This window comes from Actinoalloteichus caeruleus DSM 43889, from assembly GCF_000429185.2.
In the GTDB taxonomy this organism is placed as follows: domain Bacteria; phylum Actinomycetota; class Actinomycetes; order Mycobacteriales; family Pseudonocardiaceae; genus Actinoalloteichus_B; species Actinoalloteichus_B caeruleus.
Genome location: NZ_AUBJ02000001.1, coordinates 2,599,603 through 2,618,743, shown reverse-complemented (window position 1 = coordinate 2,618,743; position 19,141 = coordinate 2,599,603). Strand labels below are relative to the sequence as shown.

22 protein-coding genes are annotated in these 19,141 nt (G+C 73.5%); 10 read left to right on the top strand and 12 right to left on the bottom strand.

The features are described 5' to 3' along the window. Positions 1 to 16 precede the first annotated feature (16 nt). Both G443_RS09500 and G443_RS09495 read right to left on the bottom strand, forming a co-directional pair. Positions 17 to 1,066 (bottom strand): ABC transporter substrate-binding protein, encoded by a 1,050-nt coding sequence (locus tag G443_RS09500; RefSeq protein ID WP_026418429.1) that lies wholly within the window; start codon positions 1,064 to 1,066, stop codon positions 17 to 19. Between the two features lie 146 nt (positions 1,067 to 1,212). Then, positions 1,213 to 2,073, bottom strand: coding sequence for a (2Fe-2S)-binding protein (locus G443_RS09495; protein WP_026418430.1), 861 nt, complete (start codon positions 2,071 to 2,073; stop codon positions 1,213 to 1,215). Between the two features lie 392 nt (positions 2,074 to 2,465). Here G443_RS09495 and G443_RS09490 point away from each other — a divergent pair, with 392 nt between their 5' ends. After that, positions 2,466 to 2,723 (top strand): hypothetical protein, encoded by a 258-nt coding sequence (locus tag G443_RS09490; RefSeq protein ID WP_026418431.1) that lies wholly within the window; start codon positions 2,466 to 2,468, stop codon positions 2,721 to 2,723. Between the two features lie 132 nt (positions 2,724 to 2,855). Here the strand turns inward: G443_RS09490 and G443_RS09485 are convergent, their stop codons facing one another. Then, the gene (locus tag G443_RS09485) at positions 2,856 to 3,011 is read right to left on the bottom strand and encodes a hypothetical protein (RefSeq protein WP_155886090.1); all 156 of its coding nucleotides are present in this window, start codon (positions 3,009 to 3,011) and stop codon (positions 2,856 to 2,858) included. A 418-nt stretch (positions 3,012 to 3,429) separates the two neighbouring features. Then, entirely contained in the window at positions 3,430 to 3,759 is a 330-nt protein-coding gene (locus G443_RS09480; protein WP_051313822.1) for a hypothetical protein, read from the bottom strand. Between the two features lie 246 nt (positions 3,760 to 4,005). On the opposite strand from G443_RS09480, the gene G443_RS09475 reads away from it, so the two are divergent. From G443_RS09475 to G443_RS09465, 3 genes are all read left to right on the top strand, one after another. Beyond that, a complete protein-coding gene (locus G443_RS09475; protein WP_016700496.1) occupies positions 4,006 to 4,563 on the top strand; it encodes an AbrB family transcriptional regulator in 558 nt (185 codons plus the stop codon). Further along, positions 4,560 to 5,105: an AbrB family transcriptional regulator gene (locus tag G443_RS09470; protein ID WP_051313823.1), complete on the top strand. Its 546-nt coding sequence runs from the start codon at positions 4,560 to 4,562 to the stop codon at positions 5,103 to 5,105. The genes G443_RS09475 and G443_RS09470 overlap by 4 nt, the downstream gene beginning before the upstream one ends. Positions 5,106 to 5,205: 100 nt before the next feature. Next, entirely contained in the window at positions 5,206 to 6,003 is a 798-nt protein-coding gene (locus G443_RS09465; protein ID WP_051313824.1) for a Rossmann-fold NAD(P)-binding domain-containing protein, read from the top strand. 66 nt (positions 6,004 to 6,069) lie between these two features. Here G443_RS09465 and G443_RS09460 read toward each other — a convergent pair whose 3' ends face one another. From G443_RS09460 to G443_RS09445, 4 genes are all read right to left on the bottom strand, one after another. Next, positions 6,070 to 7,272 (bottom strand): nitric oxide synthase oxygenase, encoded by a 1,203-nt coding sequence (locus G443_RS09460; protein WP_081715356.1) that lies wholly within the window; start codon positions 7,270 to 7,272, stop codon positions 6,070 to 6,072. A 194-nt stretch (positions 7,273 to 7,466) separates the two neighbouring features. Continuing rightward, positions 7,467 to 7,865, bottom strand: a complete 399-nt coding sequence (locus G443_RS09455; RefSeq protein ID WP_026418432.1) for a PPOX class F420-dependent oxidoreductase — start codon at positions 7,863 to 7,865, stop codon at positions 7,467 to 7,469. 216 nt (positions 7,866 to 8,081) lie between these two features. Continuing rightward, positions 8,082 to 8,837 carry a peptidoglycan recognition protein family protein gene (locus tag G443_RS25435; RefSeq protein ID WP_026418433.1) on the bottom strand — a complete coding sequence of 252 codons (756 nt, stop codon included), beginning with the start codon at positions 8,835 to 8,837 and terminating at the stop codon, positions 8,082 to 8,084. Continuing rightward, positions 8,834 to 9,025, bottom strand: a complete 192-nt coding sequence (locus tag G443_RS09445; protein WP_155886091.1) for a twin-arginine translocation signal domain-containing protein — start codon at positions 9,023 to 9,025, stop codon at positions 8,834 to 8,836. The genes G443_RS25435 and G443_RS09445 overlap by 4 nt, the downstream gene beginning before the upstream one ends. A gap of 502 nt (positions 9,026 to 9,527) precedes the next feature. On the opposite strand from G443_RS09445, the gene G443_RS09440 reads away from it, so the two are divergent. Together G443_RS09440 and G443_RS09435 are read left to right on the top strand one after the other, a co-directional pair. Next, positions 9,528 to 11,027: an MFS transporter gene (locus tag G443_RS09440; RefSeq protein WP_051313825.1), complete on the top strand. Its 1,500-nt coding sequence runs from the start codon at positions 9,528 to 9,530 to the stop codon at positions 11,025 to 11,027. A gap of 177 nt (positions 11,028 to 11,204) precedes the next feature. Next, a complete protein-coding gene (locus tag G443_RS09435) occupies positions 11,205 to 11,951 on the top strand; it encodes a hypothetical protein (protein WP_026418435.1) in 747 nt (248 codons plus the stop codon). Positions 11,952 to 11,988: 37 nt separating this feature from the next. Here G443_RS09435 and G443_RS09430 read toward each other — a convergent pair whose 3' ends face one another. Beyond that, positions 11,989 to 13,026: an NAD(P)-dependent alcohol dehydrogenase gene (locus G443_RS09430; protein ID WP_026418436.1), complete on the bottom strand. Its 1,038-nt coding sequence runs from the start codon at positions 13,024 to 13,026 to the stop codon at positions 11,989 to 11,991. Positions 13,027 to 13,297: 271 nt separating this feature from the next. Here G443_RS09430 and G443_RS09425 point away from each other — a divergent pair, with 271 nt between their 5' ends. Then, positions 13,298 to 13,624 (top strand): hypothetical protein, encoded by a 327-nt coding sequence (locus tag G443_RS09425; RefSeq protein ID WP_253860198.1) that lies wholly within the window; start codon positions 13,298 to 13,300, stop codon positions 13,622 to 13,624. After that, positions 13,519 to 14,325 (top strand): iron-containing redox enzyme family protein, encoded by an 807-nt coding sequence (locus G443_RS09420; protein WP_253860197.1) that lies wholly within the window; start codon positions 13,519 to 13,521, stop codon positions 14,323 to 14,325. Before G443_RS09425 ends, G443_RS09420 begins: the two co-directional genes overlap by 106 nt. A 314-nt stretch (positions 14,326 to 14,639) precedes the next feature. Here the strand turns inward: G443_RS09420 and G443_RS09415 are convergent, their stop codons facing one another. Together G443_RS09415 and G443_RS09410 are read right to left on the bottom strand one after the other, a co-directional pair. Further along, positions 14,640 to 14,885 (bottom strand): CDGSH iron-sulfur domain-containing protein, encoded by a 246-nt coding sequence (locus G443_RS09415; RefSeq protein WP_030106531.1) that lies wholly within the window; start codon positions 14,883 to 14,885, stop codon positions 14,640 to 14,642. Between the two features lie 203 nt (positions 14,886 to 15,088). Beyond that, a complete protein-coding gene (locus G443_RS09410) occupies positions 15,089 to 15,766 on the bottom strand; it encodes an MBL fold metallo-hydrolase (RefSeq protein WP_026418439.1) in 678 nt (225 codons plus the stop codon). Positions 15,767 to 16,033: 267 nt separating this feature from the next. Here G443_RS09410 and G443_RS09405 point away from each other — a divergent pair, with 267 nt between their 5' ends. Next, positions 16,034 to 17,356 carry an acyltransferase family protein gene (locus tag G443_RS09405; RefSeq protein WP_245588752.1) on the top strand — a complete coding sequence of 441 codons (1,323 nt, stop codon included), beginning with the start codon at positions 16,034 to 16,036 and terminating at the stop codon, positions 17,354 to 17,356. Positions 17,357 to 17,624: 268 nt separating this feature from the next. Continuing rightward, positions 17,625 to 18,005 (top strand): VOC family protein, encoded by a 381-nt coding sequence (locus G443_RS09400; protein WP_026418440.1) that lies wholly within the window; start codon positions 17,625 to 17,627, stop codon positions 18,003 to 18,005. A 227-nt stretch (positions 18,006 to 18,232) separates the two neighbouring features. Here the strand turns inward: G443_RS09400 and G443_RS09395 are convergent, their stop codons facing one another. Beyond that, positions 18,233 to 19,033 carry a maleylpyruvate isomerase family mycothiol-dependent enzyme gene (locus G443_RS09395; protein WP_051313826.1) on the bottom strand — a complete coding sequence of 267 codons (801 nt, stop codon included), beginning with the start codon at positions 19,031 to 19,033 and terminating at the stop codon, positions 18,233 to 18,235. Between the last annotated feature and the right edge of the window lie 108 nt (positions 19,034 to 19,141).

Here is a 19,141-nt window from a genome sequence, read left to right as displayed (position 1 = left end):
GGGCACCGGCCGCGCCTCAGGCGAGGCGCTCGAGCACGTCCACCAGGTCGTCGATGACCCGGTGGGCGGCCGAGGTGCTGGCGCCGTCCCACCAGGTCGTCCGCGGCACCTCGAAGACGTTGCCGGCGCGCACCGCCGGCAGCCGTTCCCACAGGGTGCTCTCCGTGTAGGTGGTGAAGGTCGTGCTGACCTGGCCGCCCTCGAACGCCCCGCCGCCACCGAAGTAGATGATGGCGTCCGCGTCGTCCAGCCGGGAGACCTGTTCCAGGGAGACCGACGTGTAGGTCTCCCCCTCCGCCCCGGTGCTCGACTCGGTCCTGCGGACGCCGCAGTCGGTCAACACCTGGGACGAGAAGATCACCGAGTCGGTGACGATGCGCAGTTCGTCCGTGGTGAAGCGCAGCAGCGCGATCCTCGTCGTCCCGAGCACGTCGGCGTGGTCGAGGGCGACCCGGGCGGCGCGGTCCTCGTACTCGCGCACCCTCTCCTCCTGGGCCTCGGCGTGCCCGAGCAGGTCCGCGACCGCGCGGCAGCTCCGCCGCCACTCCACGCCGTCCCGCGAGTTCTCGTAGGCGACGACGGCCGTCAGCTCGGAGAGGGTCGCGTAGTGCTCCTCAAGGGACGCGATGTTGCCGATCACGAGGTCGGGCCGGAGCTGGGAGATGACCTCCAGGTTCACCTGGTTGAAGCCCAGGTGCTCGAAGTCCCGGTCGCCGCCGGGCAGGTACTCGGGGACGGCGACGTCCCCGTCGAGGGTGGCGGAGGCCACGAGGGGCGCGTCGTGCTCGAGCGCGACCTGCAGGGCCGTCACCGTGTCCAGGGTGATCACCCGTTGGGGCGAGAGCGGTATGTCGGTGCTCCCGAGCGGGTGGTCGACCCGACGGGTGCCCCCGGCGCCGTCGTCGCCCTCGGCCGGGGACGAGGAGGCCCCGCAGGCGCTCACCCCCCACACCAGGCCGGCGGCCCCGACACCGCCGAGGAACCTCCGGCGGGACAGCTGCCCCCACGCCGTTCTCGGCCGGATCCGGTGGGGCGCGAACGGGGGAGCGGTGCGTGTCGTGGGCACGGGAGGACCTCCGGTGGTCGGTGTGGTGAACGGCCCCGCGCCGTCGGCGGGTGCGGACGGGCCGAGGGGCTGAGGTGGAGCGGGAAGCGCGGTGGGATGTCGTGACGGCGCACGGGCGCGGGAGCCCCTGCCGGCGATTCGCCCGATCAGGAGCCGAAGGCGACGGCCAGCCTCGGTCGGCGGAGCTCGTCACGTTCGAGGGGGCAGGTCACGCAGTAGCCGTGGTCGGCGTCGGCCTTGTAGTCGAAGCAGCAGGTGCCACGGACCGCCCAGAGCCCCTCGCACACGGTCGGGGGGAAGTCGATCATCCTGGGCATGGCGCGGCGGGGCGCTCCCGCCTCGATCACGGCGGCGGCGAGCCGGCTGGCCCGTGCCCACGCCCCCGTCATGTCCCTGCCCAGCCGGCGGGCCGGGTTGAGCATGTAGAAGTGCAGGCAGTCGATCACGTAACCCCACAGGGTGCGGACGCCGACCCGGGTGTGCCTGGCCAGGTCCTCGATCACCGGGCCGCAGGTGGCGACGAGCCCGGCGGCGGCGAACCGGTCGAGCGCGTCCTCGTCGGGCACGACGGCCGCGACGTCCGGGTGGCCGGCCGGCGCACCGCCGGGCAGCACCGCCACCCGTGGCGCGGCCACCAGGGGGGTCCCCGTCGCCCCGTCGGCGAGGACCGGGAACCACACCCCGTCCGGCCGGAGTTCGACGGCCCGCCCGGTCAGGTACACCCCCGCCGAGACCACGAACACGAGTTCGCGGAACAGGGACCGCATGTACCGCATCGCCGCCGGCTGCACCTGCGGGGGGAGGTTCCCGTCCGCGCGCAGCGCGTCGAAGACCGCGCGGACCTCGCCCGCCGCGAACTCCTCCGCGCTGAACCAGCGGCGCGCGGGCTCCGGGGCATCGTCCGGGCCGGGAGTCGGCGCGCTCCCGAACGCGGGCAGCGGGGCGAAGGTGAGCGGTGCGCAGGCGTCGAGCAGCCCTCGCACGGGTCCAGCCAGGTCGGTCGGCATGATCGTCCTCACGCTGTGACGCGGAGCGTCGGTCTTAGGTGAGGCTACCTTAATTTGCTCGTCCGGTTGAGCGCGCACTGGGCCGGGCGGTGCGGGCGGCACGGTGCCGGTGGGGGTTCTCGTCAGGCGGATCGGTGACCCGCCTCGTCACGTGCGGTACCCGAGGTGTCACCTGTTGGTCATGTTCGCGTGCTGGTGCGCGCCCAGGGGTCGGGCCATGATGGGAGGAGTTCCACGGTGGGCGGCGCGGTGGCCACCGTGCGAGGCGGTCCGCCCATCGGGTGGTCGGAGCGGCGCACGGCTGGCGAACCAGACCGTCGTGCACTAGATGTAGTGATGTACTGTTTGTTCGACACCAGATGTGCCCATGAGACAAGGGGTGTGAGGTTCAGATGAGAGTCACGCTGGATCCACACGCCGCGCCGAGGGTCGCCACCGACAGCGCTCTGGTGGTGCGCCTCCGGTTGCGCACCGAGTTGGCCGGGCTCTCGGCCAGGTACCGGGGACGGGACGCCCTGGAGGTCGAGCAGGCGGTCCGGGAGGTGTGGCGCCGTGTCGCCGGTGCGGAGATCGGCCCCGCCCAGTTGGCCGACGTCACCTCCGAGATCCAGCGCGGCGAGGCACCCGACGTCGTCATCTCCGCGAGCTGACCGGGCGGGGTGCCGGAACCGGCTGCCACCGCCCCTCGCGGTGCGGTGGTGGGACTCGCCCGAGACGAGCCCTGTCGCCGGGAGGCGTGAACCCCGGCGGCCTCCCGCGTTCGCCTCCCCCGTGGCCCGCGTTCAGCGCGTGGAGCCCTCCTGGGAGCCCCACTGCGCCGACTGCGTGATCCACTGCACCCTGCTGGGCGCCTCGTCGGGCACGCCGTGTTCGTCCTCGACCCAGATCCACACCTCTGGTGGATCACCGTCGGTGAGATCCCAACGCGCGGTGACCATGCTGTCCTCCTCCGACTTCCTCCACGACCCCACCACGGGGTCGTCCCACTGGGATGTCGTGGACGGCGCCGGCCACGCTCCCGTCGAGCACCGCGCCCGGTGCTCGGGCACGCTCCCGGCGGGCGGCGGACGCGGATGTGATCAGGACGAACCGTAGCGGCTCCACCCCGCGCGTCGCCGGCTCGATACCAGCTCGTCACCGACATTCCCGCCTGTGGGGGAAGGACCCGGTACCCCGGCATCCCCCGAACGGGCGGTCGTTCGCGCGACGGCTGCCGGGCGGTCCGCCGGTCGCCCCGAGAGGGCAGCAGCCTACGCTCGAGCGCCGGCCCGCTCACCGCCAGCCCGGGGACGAGCACGCTCGGTGTCCGTCCGCCGGGCCACTGGCCCCCGCGCCGCGCGCCGGCCTCCGGGCTCCTCAGCCGGTGGGCGGCCTGGCGGCCCCGCCGCCGGGCGAGGCGGTTCCTTCCTCCTGGGCCTGGGACCACAGTTCCCGCAGCATCGCGTCGAACCCGGGATCGGCGGCGACCGTCCTGGCGAGCGCGGAAGCGAGGTCCGCGATCCGCCCCTCGTCCTCGGGATCGGCGGCCGCCGCGTCCAACGACCCGGTCGCCCGGTCGTCGTCGCCGAAGCGAGCCCTGACCAGCCGGGCCAGGGCGGTCACGGCACTCTGGCCGCCGTCCGTCAGCCCACCCGTGGCCCGGTGAGCCACCGCGCTGGCCACGGATGCCAGATCCGGGTCGGTCACGTGAACTCCTTCATGGCTGTCGCCGCCCGGCGGCCCGCCGGAGCGACCGCCTCCTCGAGGGTAGCAATTCGGACACTCCGGATGCGCTGGTCAGCGGTGGGCGCGCGACCGGTGACCCTGCGTTTCGGGGTGTGCCATCTCACCGCCCTCACCCCGGATGCCAGGTGATTGCCGTGACACTCTTTCGGCTGACTAACCATCGGTCGGCGCTGGGGCCGGCCTCCAACTCGAAGGGGTGGTGCCGGGGTGGCCGGGGCGGACGAGGACACGGGTGCCGACGGCACCGGCGGTCGGGGAAGGGCACGCAGGCTCGCGGAGTCCGCGCGGTTCCTGGTGGGTGGAGCCGCCGGCGCGGCCCTGCTCGTGTTGTTGAACGTCCCGGCGGGCGCGCTGTTCGGCGCGGTGCTCGGCAGCGCCATGGTGAACGCGCGATGGCCGGGCAGGCAGGTCACGCGGTCGGTCCGGGTGGTCGGGCTGGTGCTGCTCGGCTGCGTGGTCGGCGCGCGGGTCGACGCGGAGAGCCTGAGCGCGCTGCTGGGCGTCCTGCTACCGGCGGCCATCGGGGTCCTCGTCCTCCTCCTCGTGGACGTCGGGCTCGCCCTGCTGCTGTCGCGGGGCTTCGGCCTCGACGTCCGGACAGCCCTGTTCGCCTGCGCCCCCGGCGGGTTCGGCGAGATGGTGGCCGCCGCGCAGGAGGTCGGGGCGAAGGTGGGGGTCGTCGTCGCCATCCACCTCGTCCGGGTGTTGATCGTCGTGCTCGGCGTGCTGCCGCTGCTCATCCTCGTCCTGGGAGTGCCCTCATGACCGTGCTCGCGCTCGTGGTCTGCGGCGCGGCCGGCGCCGGCCTGGCCAAGCTGCTGCGCATCCCGCTGTGGCCGCTCATCGGCGCCATCATCGGAGCGGCGGCCTTCCACACCCTCACCGGGGAACCCGCGCAGATCCCCCGGGGCATCGAGATCGCCGCCCAGGTCGTCATCGGTACCACGGTCGGTTCACAGCTGGGCAAGGACGTGTTCTCGGTGTTCCGCACCGTCCTCGTGCCCGGTCTCGTTGCCGTCCTGGTCATCATCGGGGTCGGGGTCGGGCTCGGTCTGCTGCTCAACGTGGTGTTCGGGGTGGACATCCTCGTCTCGATGTTCGGTATGGTGCCGGGCGGCGTCGGCGAGCTGGTGGCCACGGTGACCAGCCTCGGCGGCGACAGTTCGGTGGTCGCCGGCATGCACCTGGTCCGGCTGATGGTGGTGCTCAGCGCTCTGCCGCTGCTGATGACCCTGCTCGAACGCTGGTTCGGGCGGCGCGGTGGCGGGCGCGAGGGCACCGCCGACGGCGAGGGACCCACCGGCTGACACCGAGCCCGCCAGCGGGCCGGCTCGCCCGCCCGCGACCTCGCCCGGACGCCAGGACGGCACCCGCGCCGGGGCACCGGCGAACCCCTGGGGAGGACCCGTGATCCAACTCGTCGCCGCGCCAGGGCGGCTCGCCACCGCCGTGGACCTGGCTCTCGACCGCGACCGGTACGACGCGGCCTCCGCCGCGCTGGCCCCGGAACGGGCTTCCGCCCGGGAGCTGGAGGGAGCCGACACCGTGCTCCTGGTGCCCCCGGCCGGGGAGACGTCGGACGACGACGGCGGCGCCGGCGTCCTGACGGCCGTGGTGGACGCGGCCCTCGCGGCCGGGGTCCGCCACGTGGTCTACCTGAGCGTGGCCGGTGCGCCGCTGTCGCCGCTGCGTTTCCACGCGGCCGTGGAGGAACGCCTCGACGCCAGCCCACTGGCCCACACGGTCCTTCGGCTCGGGATCGCGGCCGACGTGCTGGCACCGCTCATCCGGCGGGCCTCGGTGACGGGCGAACTGGTCACGCCGGCGAGGGCCGGGCGACTGGCGGCAGGAAGCCGCCGGGACTACGCGGAGGCGGCCGTCGTGGTGGCCGCCCAGTGCCCGGAGCACCGGGTCGTCGGGGAACTCACCGGCGCGTCCGCGTTCACCATGGACGACGTCGCCACCGAGATCGGTGCCGTCGCCGGGCGGAAAGTGGCGCACCGCCACGGCGAGGTGGCGGACGTCCTCGCGCTGCTGGCCGAGGAGGAGCTGCCGCCGGGCCCGGCGCAGGCGCTGGCGCGGCTGCTGGCCCTGCTGCCCTCCCAGGCGCTCGGCGTCGTCTCCCCGCACCTCGCTGGCCTGCTGCCGCGACCGCCGGCGACGCTGCGGGAGATCGTGCGGGACCTGCTCGTCGGACGTGCCTGACAGCGGAATGAGGGCGGCCGGCCGGGAACGCCGTCCGACCGCCCCGCCGGGGCGGCTCAGGGCTGCTCAGGGCGCCTCGGCCACGCTGGGTGGGCGGGAGCCCAGGTACTGCCACAGCAGGGGCGGGGCCACCCCGTCCTCGGCGGACCGCTGGCCGGTCACCGGGCACCCGGGTCCGGTGCCCCGCAGCCCACGCTCCGAGGCCGCGTCGTCGACCACGAACTCCGGTCGCAGGTGGTCGGTGTCGTAGTAGCGGTGGAAGACCGGGGTGAGCGCGCCCGACATGGGGGGCACGATCCAGCTCCAGTCGGCGGGGCATCGGCGTCCCGCCTTCTCCTCCTTCTCCACGTGCTTGAGGAAGCGGCGGGACTCGGTGTGGTGGTCGGTGATCGTGACGCCGTGCCGCTCGAACGAGTGGAGGACGGCCCGGTTGACCTCGACCAGCGCGCGGTCGCGCCACAGCGTCCGCTCACCGCCGGTGTCCAGGCCCAACCGCTCGGCCACCTCGGGGAGCACGTCGTAGCGGTCGTGGTCGGCGAGGTTGCGGGCCCCGATCTCGGTGCCCATGTACCAGCCGTTGAACGGTGCGGTGGGGTAGGAGACGCCTCCGATCGACATCCGCATGTTGCTGATCGCGGGGACGGCGTGCCACCGCAGTCCGAGTTCGGCGAACCAGGGCAGCTCGGGGTGGCTCAGCGGTACCTCCGCCACCGCGTCCCGGGGGACGGGCGCGAGCACCGGCCCCTCCCCGGGGGTCTCCACCAGCAGTGGGAGCACGTCGAACGGGCCCTTCGGCTCCGGTGGGCGCCACCCGCGTTCGATCAACGAGGTGGTGAAGTCCACGTACCGGGGATCTCCCAGCACGGAGCCGTCGGAGAGCCGGTACCCCGCGTACCGCACGAGCTGCTCGTTCCAGATGAGCGGCGCGGGCGAGTCCGGGCGGTCGGGCGCGAAGACCGTCATGACGGGCCGGAGCCGCCCGCCGTTGTAGGCGGTGTGGAGGTGGCGTACGCACTGCTCGGCGATGTCCGCCGCCCGGTGGACCGAACGCATGTCCCGAACGCGGAGGCTGCGCCAGTACAGCCGCCCGATGCAGCGGGCGCTGTTGCGCCAGGCGACGCGGGCGCCGAACGCCAGTTCCGCCGAGGTGTGGTGGTAGGAGCCGGTGAGTTCGATCTCCGTCCGCACCCACCGGATCCGGGGTTCGACGGGACCGGCGTCGGGGTTCTCCCCGTGGAAGAGGCGCAGGAACTCCTCCGCCTCGTCCATGTCGACCGGGGCCGCCGGGGTCGGCGCCTCCACTCCCGTGGCGAGGTGCCCCGGTAATTGCCATGCGCCGTTGTCGGAAGTCACCTCAGGGAACCTATCGGTGAAATCCCCCGATCGCGAACACCCGACCGGGGATTACCTGCCGAGTTCGTTCACGGCGTGTGACAGCGGGAGGAGGCCCGGGACATCGTCCCTCACTCGACGTTCCACGCGTGCCAGTGGTCGATCTCCATCCACGCGCTGACCCGCGCCCGGTCCCGAACCGGATAGGCGTCCCCGCCGTAGTGCCGGGAGAGCCGGTCGATGTCGGCCAGGGTCGGGTCGTCCACCAGCTCGACGACGCGGCCACGCAGGCTGACGTGCCGGTACCAGCTCTCGCTGTCGAGCACGGTGAGCGAGACCGCCGGATCGGCGCGGAGGTGGCGCAGCCTACTGCGGCCGGCGTCCATGTTGAGCAACACCCGGCCCTTCTCCCACAGGTACCAGGTGGCCACCGAGACGGGGCCACCCTCCGGGCGCACGGTGGCCATCACGGCCGGTTGCGGTTTCTCGAGGAAGTCGACGAGGTGCTGGGGCAGTGGCGGTTTCGGCATCGAACGCCCTTCCGGTGCTCCCGCGTGGCGACGGCGGGGAGTCCCTGTTGACGGAACGTGGTCGTGACGCGCCCCGCGCGGGACGCGCCACGTGATCGATACCCCGTTCCGCCCGTGCCCGGCGAGAGCGACCGGCTGATGTCACCCGAAAGGCTGAGTGGCTGGTGGTGCCCGGGCCGGGACCGTCGGCTCACCCCCTCGGGGGGCCGCTGGCGATCAGAGCGGCGCGGTCCACGCCGCGTTCCAGGTCGCGGGACCGACGACGCCGTCGGCGGTCAACCCCTTCTCCCGCTGGAAGGCGAGGCAGACGTCCTTGGACGCCTGGCCGTAGGCCCCGTCCACCGTGATCGACCACCCGCGTTCGCTCATCCGCCCCTGCCAGGTGGACACGCTGGCGTGTCGGGTGATCGGCGGATACCTGAAGTACACCCCGGGCCAGCCCGGCGGGTTGCCCGGCCCACCGCCGCCTCCGCCCGGGTCGAGCGAACCGTCGCCGACCATTCCGTAGAGGATCTCGCCCGGGCACGACGTCGCGACGTGGTCCCGGTGGCCGGTGATGCCGTTCGCCGCGTTCCCGGTCGCCCGCAGCGTCTCGATCGCCGACCTGATCCCATTCACGAGTGCCGTGGGAACCGAGTCCGAGGAACCGATCAACGCGCAGACCGCGTACCAGTCCTGGTTTCCCGAATTCGATCCGTTGGCGGCGGTGCGGGTGTTCGTCCCCCGACCCGTGAAAACGTGGTCGTGCACGCACACCAGGTACGTGTAGGCGATGTCGGCCCACCCGTTCCCGTCCATGTGCTGGTTCTGGATACCGCGCACCTGGGCGGCGCAGTCGGCGTGGTCCTGCCTGGCCACCGAGCCGGCACCGACGTAGTGCACGGCCACGCCGCCGTTCTGCGGGGTGATGTTGGTGGATCTGTTCGTCCAGGCCCGGGCACCCCAGCCCGAGCGGCTCACGAAAGTCGTCACGGCTGGTACTCCCTGTCGCAGTCGACCCCGGCGTCGAGGGGTTCGCCGGTGGACGGGTCCGCCGTGGCGGCGGCACCCCGGTCCACGGCGATCGCGGTGGCGGGGACGAGCGCCAGTCCGGCCGTGGCGACGGCCGCGAGACCGGCCGCCCCCAGGAATCTTCGACGGTTCGTCGTATTCTCGGACACCACTGATCCTCCCCAGTGAAACAACTTGGATCTGGGTTGCGAGTAATGTGACTGACGTGTGGAACGGCGTTCGCGCACTATTCCGCGTTCTTTTCCGCCGTTATTCCTCGAAATGCTCCCGGAAGCAACGAAAGCGTACCCCGGCCTTCTGGGGCGATCAATGCTCGACTGGCGATGTCAGCATGTTTGTGAGAAACCTACAAGATCTCGGGTTCGTCGGTCGTCGACGACACCGCTCGGCGCTGGGCCGTCCGCCGTCGTGCGTTCTGCTCACCCGATCGTCCGAACGGTCCAGTGGACGCCCGCCCGCGGTGCGACTGGGGGGCTGGCGGGGCCGACCGAGCCGCACGGCGGGGCCGGGGCCGGACGGCGCCCCGTCTCGCCCCGCCCACCGGCCACCGGCCTCCCCGCGCCCGCTGCTCCGGGATCGGAGCGCACCACGGCAGGGCGGGGCCGACCGGCCCCGGGGTAGGTGCGTCCCCGGCCGGGGTAGTTCCGAAGGGTGCGACCAGAGCCGAGCCGCACCGGCGGCACCGACGAGCCCGACCCCCGACGCTGGCGAGCACTGGGCATCACCCTCGGCGCGGGCTTCATGGGGCTGCTCGACGTCAGCATCGTCAACGTCGCCCTGCCCTCCATCCAACGGGGGTTGGCGGCCTCCCCGGCCGACGTCCAGTGGGTCGTCTCCGGGTACGCCCTCACCTTCGGCCTCACCCTCGTCGCGGGCGGCCGGCTCGGCGACGCCGTCGGACGCCGGCGGATGTTCCTCATCGCCATCAGCGCCTTCGCGGTCACGAGCGCCCTCGCGGGCGCGGCGCACCACATCGCCGTGCTCGTCGCGGCCCGACTCCTCCAGGGAGCCGCCGCCGGACTGCTGACCCCGCAGAACACGGGCCTCATCCAGGACCTCTTCCGGGGACCGGAACGCGGTCGGGCCTTCGGGATGTTCGGGGCGACCGTGGGGATCTCCACCGCGGTGGGACCTGTCCTCGGCGGGGTCATCATCGGTCTCTTCGGCGCCGACACCGGATGGCGCTGGGTGTTCTACGTCAACGTGCCCATCGCCCTGCTCACGCTGGTGGCCGCGCTGCGCCTGCTGCCGAGGCACACCGGCCGCGGCGCGGTGGGACGGCGGCTCGACCTCGTCGGCGCCGCGCTGCTCGGCGTCGCGGTGTTCACGTTCCTCCTGCCGCTGGTCCAGGCCGAGGACGGCGGCCTGGCCCGCCTCTGGTGGCTCTTCGCCGTCTCGGCTCTCGCCCTCCTGCTCTTCCTCCGGTGGGAGCGGCGGGTCGCCGCCGCCGGCCGGCTCCCGCTGCTGGACCTCCGGCTGTTCACCGGAACCCCCGGCTACGCCACCGGCGTCGCCCTGGCCACCGTGTACTTCTGCGGCTTCAGCGGCATCTGGCTGGTGCTGGCGGTCTTCTTCCAGACCGGCCTCGGCTACTCGGCGCTGGAGTCGGGGCTCGCCGTCACCCCCTTCGCCCTCGGCTCGGCCGTGACCGCCGTGGTGGCGGGCCGACTCGTGCCCACCTGGGGGCGCCGCCTCACCGTGACGGGCCTGGTCCTGGTCGCGCTCGGCCTCGGCGCCGTCGCCCTGATCGCCCCGCTCGCCCCCACCGACCACCTGGCCCTGGCGATGGCGGGTCCCCTGCTGGTGGCCGGCATCGGGGGAGGTGCGGTGATCTCACCCAACACCACGCTCACCCTCGAATGCGTCCCCGGCACCCTCGCCGGGGTTGCCGGGGGAGTGCTCCAGACCGGGCAGCGCATCGGCACGGCCATCGGGACGGCGGTGCTCTCGGCCGCCCTGCACGGCGCCGTGGGCACGGCGCGGGGCGGATGGCCGGTCGCGCTGTCCGTGGCGATGCTGTGCGCGGTCGCCTTCGTCCTGGCCGCACTGGTCCTCGCGGTGACGGAACTCCGGCAGCGCCGCCACCGCGCGTCCCCGACCGGCGGCCACCCCGAGGCGTGGCGGACGGACCCGCGACCGGGAACCACCTGAGGCCGACCGGTGGGGGCACGGCCCAGCCGACCCACGGGCGACCACGACGACCGGCGGAACGAAACGGCCGTGTCCGCGCGATCGTCCCGGCGGTCATCCCCACCGGAAGGCGACCGCGCGGCACCGCGGCCGACAATTCGCTGGACAGGAGGGTGCCCGGCTCCGCATCCTCGCGGGATGGACCTGCGCACGGTGACCATGGTGGAGCGCCCCGACCTCGAGAACGAGTTGTGGGAACTCGACAGTGGCTGGCCCGCCTTCATCGACCACGACCCCGTCACCGCGCTGCTCGACCTGGCCGTGGACCGGTTCCCGGAGTTCCAGCTCGTCGTGCTCGACGGTGACGAGGTGGTGGCCAAGGTCCACAGCGTGCCGTTCCACTGGTCGGACCGCGACCCGGACGAACTCGGCCCCGGCGGCTGGGACTGGGTGCTCACCACGGCGTTCCTCCAGGACCGCGAGGGGATCACCCCGAACGCGGTCAGCGCCCTGGAGATCTCCGTGCGGATCGACCTCCAGGGCAGGGGCCTCGCCGCGCGCGTCCTGGCGCTGCTCGCCGACAACTGCCGGCGGCTGCGGTTCGGCGACCTAGTCGCGCCCGTCCGGCCCACCCACAAGCACCAGCGGCCCCGGCAGCCGATGGGCGAGTACGCACGGGAAACCCGGGACGACGGCCTGCCCGCCGACCCGTGGCTGCGGGTGCACGCCAGGGCCGGGGGTCGTCTGCTCCGCCCCTGCCCCGCCTCCATGACCATCGCCGGCAGCCTCGAGCAGTGGCGTGAGTGGACGGACCTCCCCCTGACCAGCAGCGGCCCCGTGGAGGTGCCCGGAGCGCTGGTCCCGGTCGTGGTCGACGTCGACGCCGACCACGCCGTTTACGTCGAGCCGAACGTCTGGGTGCACCACGCACTCGACCAGCGGTGACCACCCACCAACGGACCCCGACGCCGGCCCGGCCACGTCACCCACCCGGCACGATCACCCCTCGACCCCGGATGCGCCGAGCCCGCAGCCGCTCGTACACGGCCGGCGCCTCCTCCAACCCGTACCGTTCGACCTCGGCCTCAACCTGACCCGACCGCGCGAGGTCCAGCACCTCCAGCAGCTCCCCCCGACTGCCCCAGTACGGCGCGGTGACCGTCGTCTCGAACGGCAGGGTCCCGAACCCCACCTCCACGGACCCGCCCTCCACACCGACGAGCACCACGTCGCTCTCCACGCCGGCGCAGGCGGCGGCGATCGCGGCGGTCGCGGGCAGACCGACGAAGTCGAGCACCACGTCGGCGCCGCCCCCGGTCAGTTCGCGCACCGCCTCCGGCGCCCGCTGGTCGGAAGGGAAGACCACGTGCGCCCCCACCTCGCGGGCGAGTGCCATCTTCTCCTCACTGACGTCGAGCGCCACCACCCGCGCGGACGTCGTGGCGCGCAGGATCTGGATGCCCAGGTGCCCCAGACCACCGGCCCCGATCACCACCGCCGTGCTCCCGGGCACCAGCTTCGACGCCGACCGCGCGATGGCGTGGTACGGGGTGAGGCCGGCATCGGTCAGCGGCACCGCGCGCACCGGATCGAGGTCCCCGATCGGGACCAGGTGCCGGGGATCGTCCACCAACAGGTACTCGGCCAGCGCGCCGGGCGCGCCGAGACCAGGAGGTCGGATGCCCAACCGGTCCGCGCGCAGGCAGTAGTTCTCCTTCCCGACCGTGCACTTCCGGCAGGTGCCGCACCCCCACGGGCCGTACACCACGCAGGACTCGCCTTCGGTCACCCACTCCACGCCCGGTCCGACCGCCGCCACCACCCCGGCGCCCTCATGGCCCAGGGTCAACGGGAGCGGGTAGGGGTACTCGCTGGCCGACCAGTCCATGACGGTGATGTCCGAATGGCACACGCCGGCGGCGGTGACCCGCAGCAGCACCTCCCCGGGCCCGGGCTCGGGCGTCGGGACGTCGACCACCACCGGGGGAGCACCGATCTCCGTGTACTGAACCGCTCTCATCGCGACGACCTCCTCGGGGGCGACCACGCCGCTCGACCGCCCTTGCGCTGCTGGCCGGGTGTGGGATACCCGAGCCCTCCCGCCTCAACCGCGCCAGCCAGGAAGGGCAGACCCGCACCAGCCCGGGTCATCCCGTCCCGGGTCGGGTTGGGGCGCCGCCGCCCGGGTACCCCGAGCGGCGGAAGGGCCCGTTCGACGACGACGCGCCCCTCCCCGTTCCCGCCGCGCGTGGGAGCGAGCGAGGGGACGCCCGGGAACGCCAGGAGGAGACATGCGCCTTCCCCCAGCCAGGGGACCACTGAGCGCCGCGGTCATCGAGGTTCTGCGCCAGTCCCCCGCCGAGCGGGTCTCCCTTCCCCCACGGGGCGCCGCCACCGACGAACCGTGGCACGACGACGACCTCCAGCTCGCGTTGTGGGTCTGCTACGAGCTCCACTACCGGGGCTTCGAGGACGTGGACGACGGATGGGAGTGGAACCCCGCACTGCTGGGGTGGCGCGCGGGAGTCGAACGGGACTGGGAAACCGCCCTGCTCCCCTTCGCCCCCTTCTCGGAGCCCCCGCCCCCAGGGACGTCCCCGCCGCCCTCCGCCAGCTGATCGCCGACTCCGACGGCCCACCGCTGGCCAGCTTCCTCCAGCGGGAGGCCACCCTCGAGCAGTTCCGCGAGTTCCTCATCCACCGGTCGGTCTACCACCTGAAGGAGGCGGACCCGCACAGTTGGGCCCTGCCGCGCCTGGACGGCCGCACCAAGGGTGCCCTGGTGGAGATCCAGGCGGACGAGTACGGCGGGGGGCACCCCGAGCGGATCCACGCCGAGCTGTTCAGGGTCACGATGCGTGAACTGGGCCTGTCCGACGCCTACGGCGCCTACGTCGACGAGGCGCCCGCCGTGATGCTCGCGGCGAGCAACCTGATGCACCTGTTCGGCCTCCACCGGCGCTGGCTCGGCGCCACCCTCGGCCACCTCGCCGCGTTCGAGATGACCTCGACCCTGCCGAACCGCCGGATCGGGGGCGGCCTGCGCAGGCTGGGCGGCTCGCCGGAGGCGGTCGAGTACTTCGACGAGCACGTGGAGGCGGACGCCGTGCACGAGCAGGTCGCGGCGAACGACCTGTGCGGGAGCCATGCTCTCGCCCGGCCGGACGCCGCTGGGGACACCCTCTTCGGCGCCGCCTGTTACCTGCGGCTGGAGGCGGAGTTCGGCGAGTTCGCCCTCAGCCGGTGGCGGCAGGGCGTCTCGACGCTGCGCTCGGCCTCGGGTGTGGGTCCGTCCGCACCGGTCGCCGTTCACCCCTGACCCCGGGCCCGCACCGGGGCGCCCGGCGGAGCGACCGCTGGCTGACCAGCAGATCCCGTGGTGAGCCGCTCGCCCAGCGGCGGACCGGGAGGCCACGGCCGGGACGCGCCCCTTCCCGGCTGACGGGGCGCACGAGGCGCCCGGCCCGTGGAGCGCGCCAGGCTCCCGGCCGCGCCGTTCGCGGCCCCACCCAGCCGGTGGCCAGAACCGTGACCAGCGCGCCGCGCCCGCCCCGGGCACGAACCCGTCAGACGGCGGGCCGCTGGCCCGTCAGGGGGAGTTGGGGTCGAGCACGCGGCGGGCGCGGCCGCCGGTCACCGACCCGGCGGCCGTTCGCGGTCCCCCGAGGCGCGGAACCGGGTCGAGTCGTGGGTGCCGTCGCAGAACGGCTTGATCGCCGACCGCCCACACCGGCACAACGCCACGGTCCGCCTGCCGGGTTCGATCCGTTCCCCCTCGGGGGTGAGCAACTCGTAGTCACCCCTGAGCAGCAACGGCCCGTCCACGCACGGCGTCACCGTCGCGGCGGGTCGTGGCCTCCTCGGCGCATCAGACGTCATGGCCGGGGAGTACCCGGTCTCGCGGCCGTCATCCCCGTCGCGCGCGGAGCGGCGGAACCCGCGCCGAGGACCGCGCTCGTGGAGCTCGGTCGGCCGGTGACCCCGACGACGCACCTCGTGATCCGGTTCGGACGTCCCGAATTCGGTCGGGGGACGAGTGGGCCACGCGGCCCGCTACCGGGCTGGCAGGAGGCGGGCCGGACTCACCAGCCCCGTTCCCTCCACTCCCCGAGTTTGGGGCGTTCCGCGCCGAGGGTGGTGTCGTCCCCGTGCCCCGGGTACACCCAGGTGTCGTCCGGCAGTACGTCGAAGATCCGCTGTTCGACGTCGGTGATCAGGGACCGGAAGTCGGCGGGCGACTGCGTCTTGCCGACCCCGCCCGGGAAGAGGGAGTCGCCGGTGAACAGGTGCGGGTGCCCCTCGGGGTCGCGGTAGAGCAGGGCGATCGATCCGGGCGTGTGGCCTCGGAGGTGGATGACCTCCAGCTCACACCGGCCGACGGGCAGGGTGTCCCCGTGCTCCAACAGGACGTCGGGCGGCACCGGCAGGTCAGCGGCGTCCTCCGGGTGCACGGCGGTGTCGACGCCGTAGGCCCCGGCCACCGCTCCCAGCGCCCGCCAGTGGTCGCGGTGCCGGTGGGTGGTGACGATGGTGCGCAGCCGTGCCCGGTCGTCGTCGTGGCCGATGAGGTCGGAGAGCCGCTCCGGGTCGTCGGCCGCGTCGATCAGGACGGCGTCACCGCTCTCCCGGCACCGGAGCAGGTAGGCGTTGTTGTCCATCGGGCCCACCGACACCTTGGTGATGACCAGGGCGGCGAGGGTGCGCACGGACTCGGCGCCCCCCGGTTCGACGTGACCCGTGTAGTCCTCTGAGCGCTCCACGAAGCCAAGCCTAGCCACCGGCGTATTCCCGGCTGGCGGCGCGGCCACGTCGCGGGATCGGTCACAGCGCGTGGCCGGCGCACCGAGAGACGCCGCACATGCCCGGCTGTCTTCCTGGAAAGGATCATCCTCGGTCCGTACCGTTAACTCGGTGTGAGCGGTGACCGTCACAGCCCGTCGCCGCATCCGTTCCGTTCCACGGCAGCCGGGGCGCCACCCGTGCCCGTCGGCCGCCCCGACCCCAGGGGGCCCGTGCAGTACACCGGAGTGAAGACGACCAGGTCGCCGCGCCGCATCAGTTGGGATGTGCTGCGGGTCATCGCCGTGCTCGCGGTGGTGTTCCAACACGCGACCCACCAGGTCACCATCAACCACCCGGAGTTGGGCGACCCGCCCTTCCGGTTCTCGTTGCAGATCGGCGCGGCCACGCTGCTGACGATCTCGGCGTTCTTCGTCTGCGAGACGGTGCGCAGGGGCAACACCCCGCGGTGGTGGTGGAACCGGGTCGCCCGGCTGTTGCCGGCCTACGTGGTCGCGGTGCTGTTCACCTGGGCGGCCTTCGCCGCGCTCGCGCCGGCCGACTGGTACGTCCCCACGCCGTGGGACGTGGCCGGCAACCTGCTGCTCCTCCAGTCGTGGCTGCCGTCGGTGCACTACGTCGACGGCGCCTACTGGACGCTGCCCGTGCAGCTGATGGCCTTCACCGCCGCGGCGCTCCTCTGGCCCCGGGGGCGGTGGAACACCTGGCACGCGCCGGCCCTCATCTGGGCCGTCGTGCTCGTCCCCCTCGGGTTGCGCCTCCTCTACACGCCGGACAGCCCGCAGTGGTTCCGGTTGCTCTTCGACGGTCTCGGCCTCCACCGGGCGCACCTGTTCGCGGCGGGCGCCGCGATCTGGTTCTGGAGCCGTCGCCGGTTGGGTGGCTGGCACCTGACGGCGCTGCTGGGCGTGCTGTTGGTCGCCCACGAGGCGCACTCGGCGGACCTGGCGTCCACCGTCGCCTTCGGTGTGCTGCTGGTGTTGATCTCCCTGGCGGCCGGCGGCCCGGACTGGGACAACCCCGTCCTGATGACCTTCGCCAGGCCCATCCGCTGGATCGGCGGCATCTCCTTCGGCGTCTACCTGCTCAACCAGGAGGTCGGCTACCTGCTGTCCAGCGTGCTGCTGACCAGCGGTGTCACCAGCTCCTGGGTGCGGCTGGCCGCGGTGGTGGCCCAGGCCATCCTGCTGGGTTGGCTCCTGACCAAGCTCGTGGAACGTCCCGCGCACCGCTGGCTGACCCGCCGGTTGCCCGAACTGCTGCGCTCCTGGCGGGGTTCCTCCGGTCCCGCCCCGGTGCCGGCGGCGGAGGCCCCCGCGTCCGGCGGGCGCGCCGAGGCCGAGGGCTCCCGAACGGACCACCCGGGCAACGGGCTCGGTGGCGAGCACGAGCGACCGGGGCGGGGTGAGCCCACCCGGTCGGTTGACGACCTGGTGGAATCCGCCGTCACCCAGCGGGACGGAGCTGGGTCGCGACGGGCCGACGAGGGCGCGGGGCGGGCGGAGTCGGTGGGGCAGCGACCGGCTGGCCCGGGGTCGGACCGGGGCTGATCCCGGCCGACCCGCCGACCGCGGCCGCGAGGAGTGCCGCGTCGACCAGGGCCCGGGCGTGGTCGAGGACGGCTCACACCGGCCAGGCCGGCTCGGGTCGTGCCCTGGGACGTCGCGGCCCGGGCCGGCGCTGTGACCGGGAAGGGGCTCGAAATCCTCTCGCCGGCGCCGGGTCGAGTTGTTACGGTCGGCGCGAGATCATCCCGCCTCGGGGAGCCACGCACCCAACGCGGCCCCTCCGCCCCCCGTCTCGAGAGCAGGTCCCGCCATGGCGTGTCGTATCAGCGAGATCGTCCTCGGTTGCCGCGATCCCGAGCTGCTGGCGCGGTTCTGGTGCGAGGTCCTGGACTTCGTCGTGCTCGACCGCGAGGACGGCGACATGGTGGAGATCGGGCCGCGCGAGGGTTTCGGCGGTCCGCAGCCGACGATCATCCTCAGCCGCCGGGACGAGCCGGAGCCGGGGAAGGCCCGGCTGCACATCGACGTCAACGCCACCGACCGCGACCAGGACGCCGAGCTCGAACGGCTGCTGGGGCTCGGTGCCCGTCCGGCTGATGTCGGCCAGACCGGCGAGGAGCCGTGGCATGTCCTGGCCGATCCGGAGGGCAACGAGTTCTGCCTGCTCAGGGCCCGCCTGGACCCGGTGTGATCCCTCGGCCGCACGGGCCTCCCCGACGCACCGCGGGTGCCCGCCGGCCCTGACCCGCCGTGATCGTTCTCGGGCAGGGCGCCAGGCGGAGCGGGTCCCGAGCGTCGGGGTTCCGAGGGGGGGGGAGCGCACCGGGACGAGGGCGCGACGTCGCCGATGGCCGCGCAGCGCGGACCACCGCTCCTCGTGCCAGCGCGAGCGGGGGCCGGGCAGGTGGGCGTGAGCGCTCAGAACCAGGAGGGCAGCGCCGGCAGCCGCCCGGTGAGGCCTCGGCCCTCCGACCGGCCCGCCAGCCAGGCGAGCATCTCGGGCAGGGGCCCCCAGACCTCCTGCGCGGGCAGGTCCTCCCGGCCCGGGACGTGCCAGCGGTGCCGGGAGCCGTCCGGCAGCCCGGCCACGACGACCAGCGGTTCCGTGTCCCGGTGGTGGGTGAGGCGGCGCATCACGTGTTCCACCAGCGCGACCGACGTCGCCTCGGGGACGTCCGGGAAGTCCAGGCCCGAGTCGAGGTCGACGAGGTGGATCCACACCTCGCACAACCGCAGCCAGGGCACCTCCTCGGCGGGGCGCGGCTGGTCGTCGTCATCGGTGAGCCGCACCGCCCACGCCTCCGGGGGCAGGTTCGCCACCGCGTGGGCGAACCGCTGGCTGGAGGCCAGGACATCCTCGACCAGGAGCCGCCAGGAGCGGTCGGCCCCCTCGACGATGTCGGCGTCGCGGTCGTCCAGGCTCGGGTAGGGGGTGTGCTCGACGCCGGTCCTGGCCCAGAGCAGGAGGTTGGAGGCGGCGTCCGCCTGCCGGGACAGGTGCGTGAGCACGTGTGCCCTCGTCCACCCCGGAACCCGACTGGGACCGGCCACCGCCGCGTCGTCGAGGTCCATGACGGTGCGCAGCAGGGCGCGGTCCGCTTCGGCCAACAACGCCCGACCCGCCGCCGCGCGGCGGGCGGCGCTGGCCTGGTCGTCGCCCGTCTGCGCCGCCGTCACCGTCCAGTAGCCGGCGGCCGGAGCCGAGGAGGATGCGTTCATCTCGCCCCCTACCGGGGTTGGTGCCCGCTTGTGGGGACCAGCCTAGACCCGCCGCGGGGGGCGTGGCCTCACACGAACAGGGGGTAGATCGCCCAGTTGGGTGACGGA

What these genes read in the sequence shown, in the direction of transcription:
- G443_RS09495 (WP_026418430.1), bottom strand. Translation starts at nt 2,073, where the DNA reads ATGCCGACCGACCTGGCTGGACCCGTGCGAGGGCTGCTCGACGCCTGC.
- G443_RS09490 (WP_026418431.1), top strand. Translation starts at nt 2,466, where the DNA reads ATGAGAGTCACGCTGGATCCACACGCCGCGCCGAGGGTCGCCACCGAC.
- G443_RS09485 (WP_155886090.1), bottom strand. Translation starts at nt 3,011, where the DNA reads ATGGTCACCGCGCGTTGGGATCTCACCGACGGTGATCCACCAGAGGTG.
- G443_RS09470 (WP_051313823.1), top strand. Translation starts at nt 4,560, where the DNA reads ATGACCGTGCTCGCGCTCGTGGTCTGCGGCGCGGCCGGCGCCGGCCTG.
- G443_RS09460 (WP_081715356.1), bottom strand. Translation starts at nt 7,272, where the DNA reads ATGGACGAGGCGGAGGAGTTCCTGCGCCTCTTCCACGGGGAGAACCCC.
- G443_RS09455 (WP_026418432.1), bottom strand. Translation starts at nt 7,865, where the DNA reads ATGCCGAAACCGCCACTGCCCCAGCACCTCGTCGACTTCCTCGAGAAA.
- G443_RS09435 (WP_026418435.1), top strand. Translation starts at nt 11,205, where the DNA reads ATGGACCTGCGCACGGTGACCATGGTGGAGCGCCCCGACCTCGAGAAC.
- G443_RS09430 (WP_026418436.1), bottom strand. Translation starts at nt 13,026, where the DNA reads ATGAGAGCGGTTCAGTACACGGAGATCGGTGCTCCCCCGGTGGTGGTC.
- G443_RS09425 (WP_253860198.1), top strand. Translation starts at nt 13,298, where the DNA reads ATGCGCCTTCCCCCAGCCAGGGGACCACTGAGCGCCGCGGTCATCGAG.
- G443_RS09415 (WP_030106531.1), bottom strand. Translation starts at nt 14,885, where the DNA reads ATGACGTCTGATGCGCCGAGGAGGCCACGACCCGCCGCGACGGTGACG.
- G443_RS09400 (WP_026418440.1), top strand. Translation starts at nt 17,625, where the DNA reads ATGGCGTGTCGTATCAGCGAGATCGTCCTCGGTTGCCGCGATCCCGAG.
- G443_RS09395 (WP_051313826.1), bottom strand. Translation starts at nt 19,033, where the DNA reads ATGAACGCATCCTCCTCGGCTCCGGCCGCCGGCTACTGGACGGTGACG.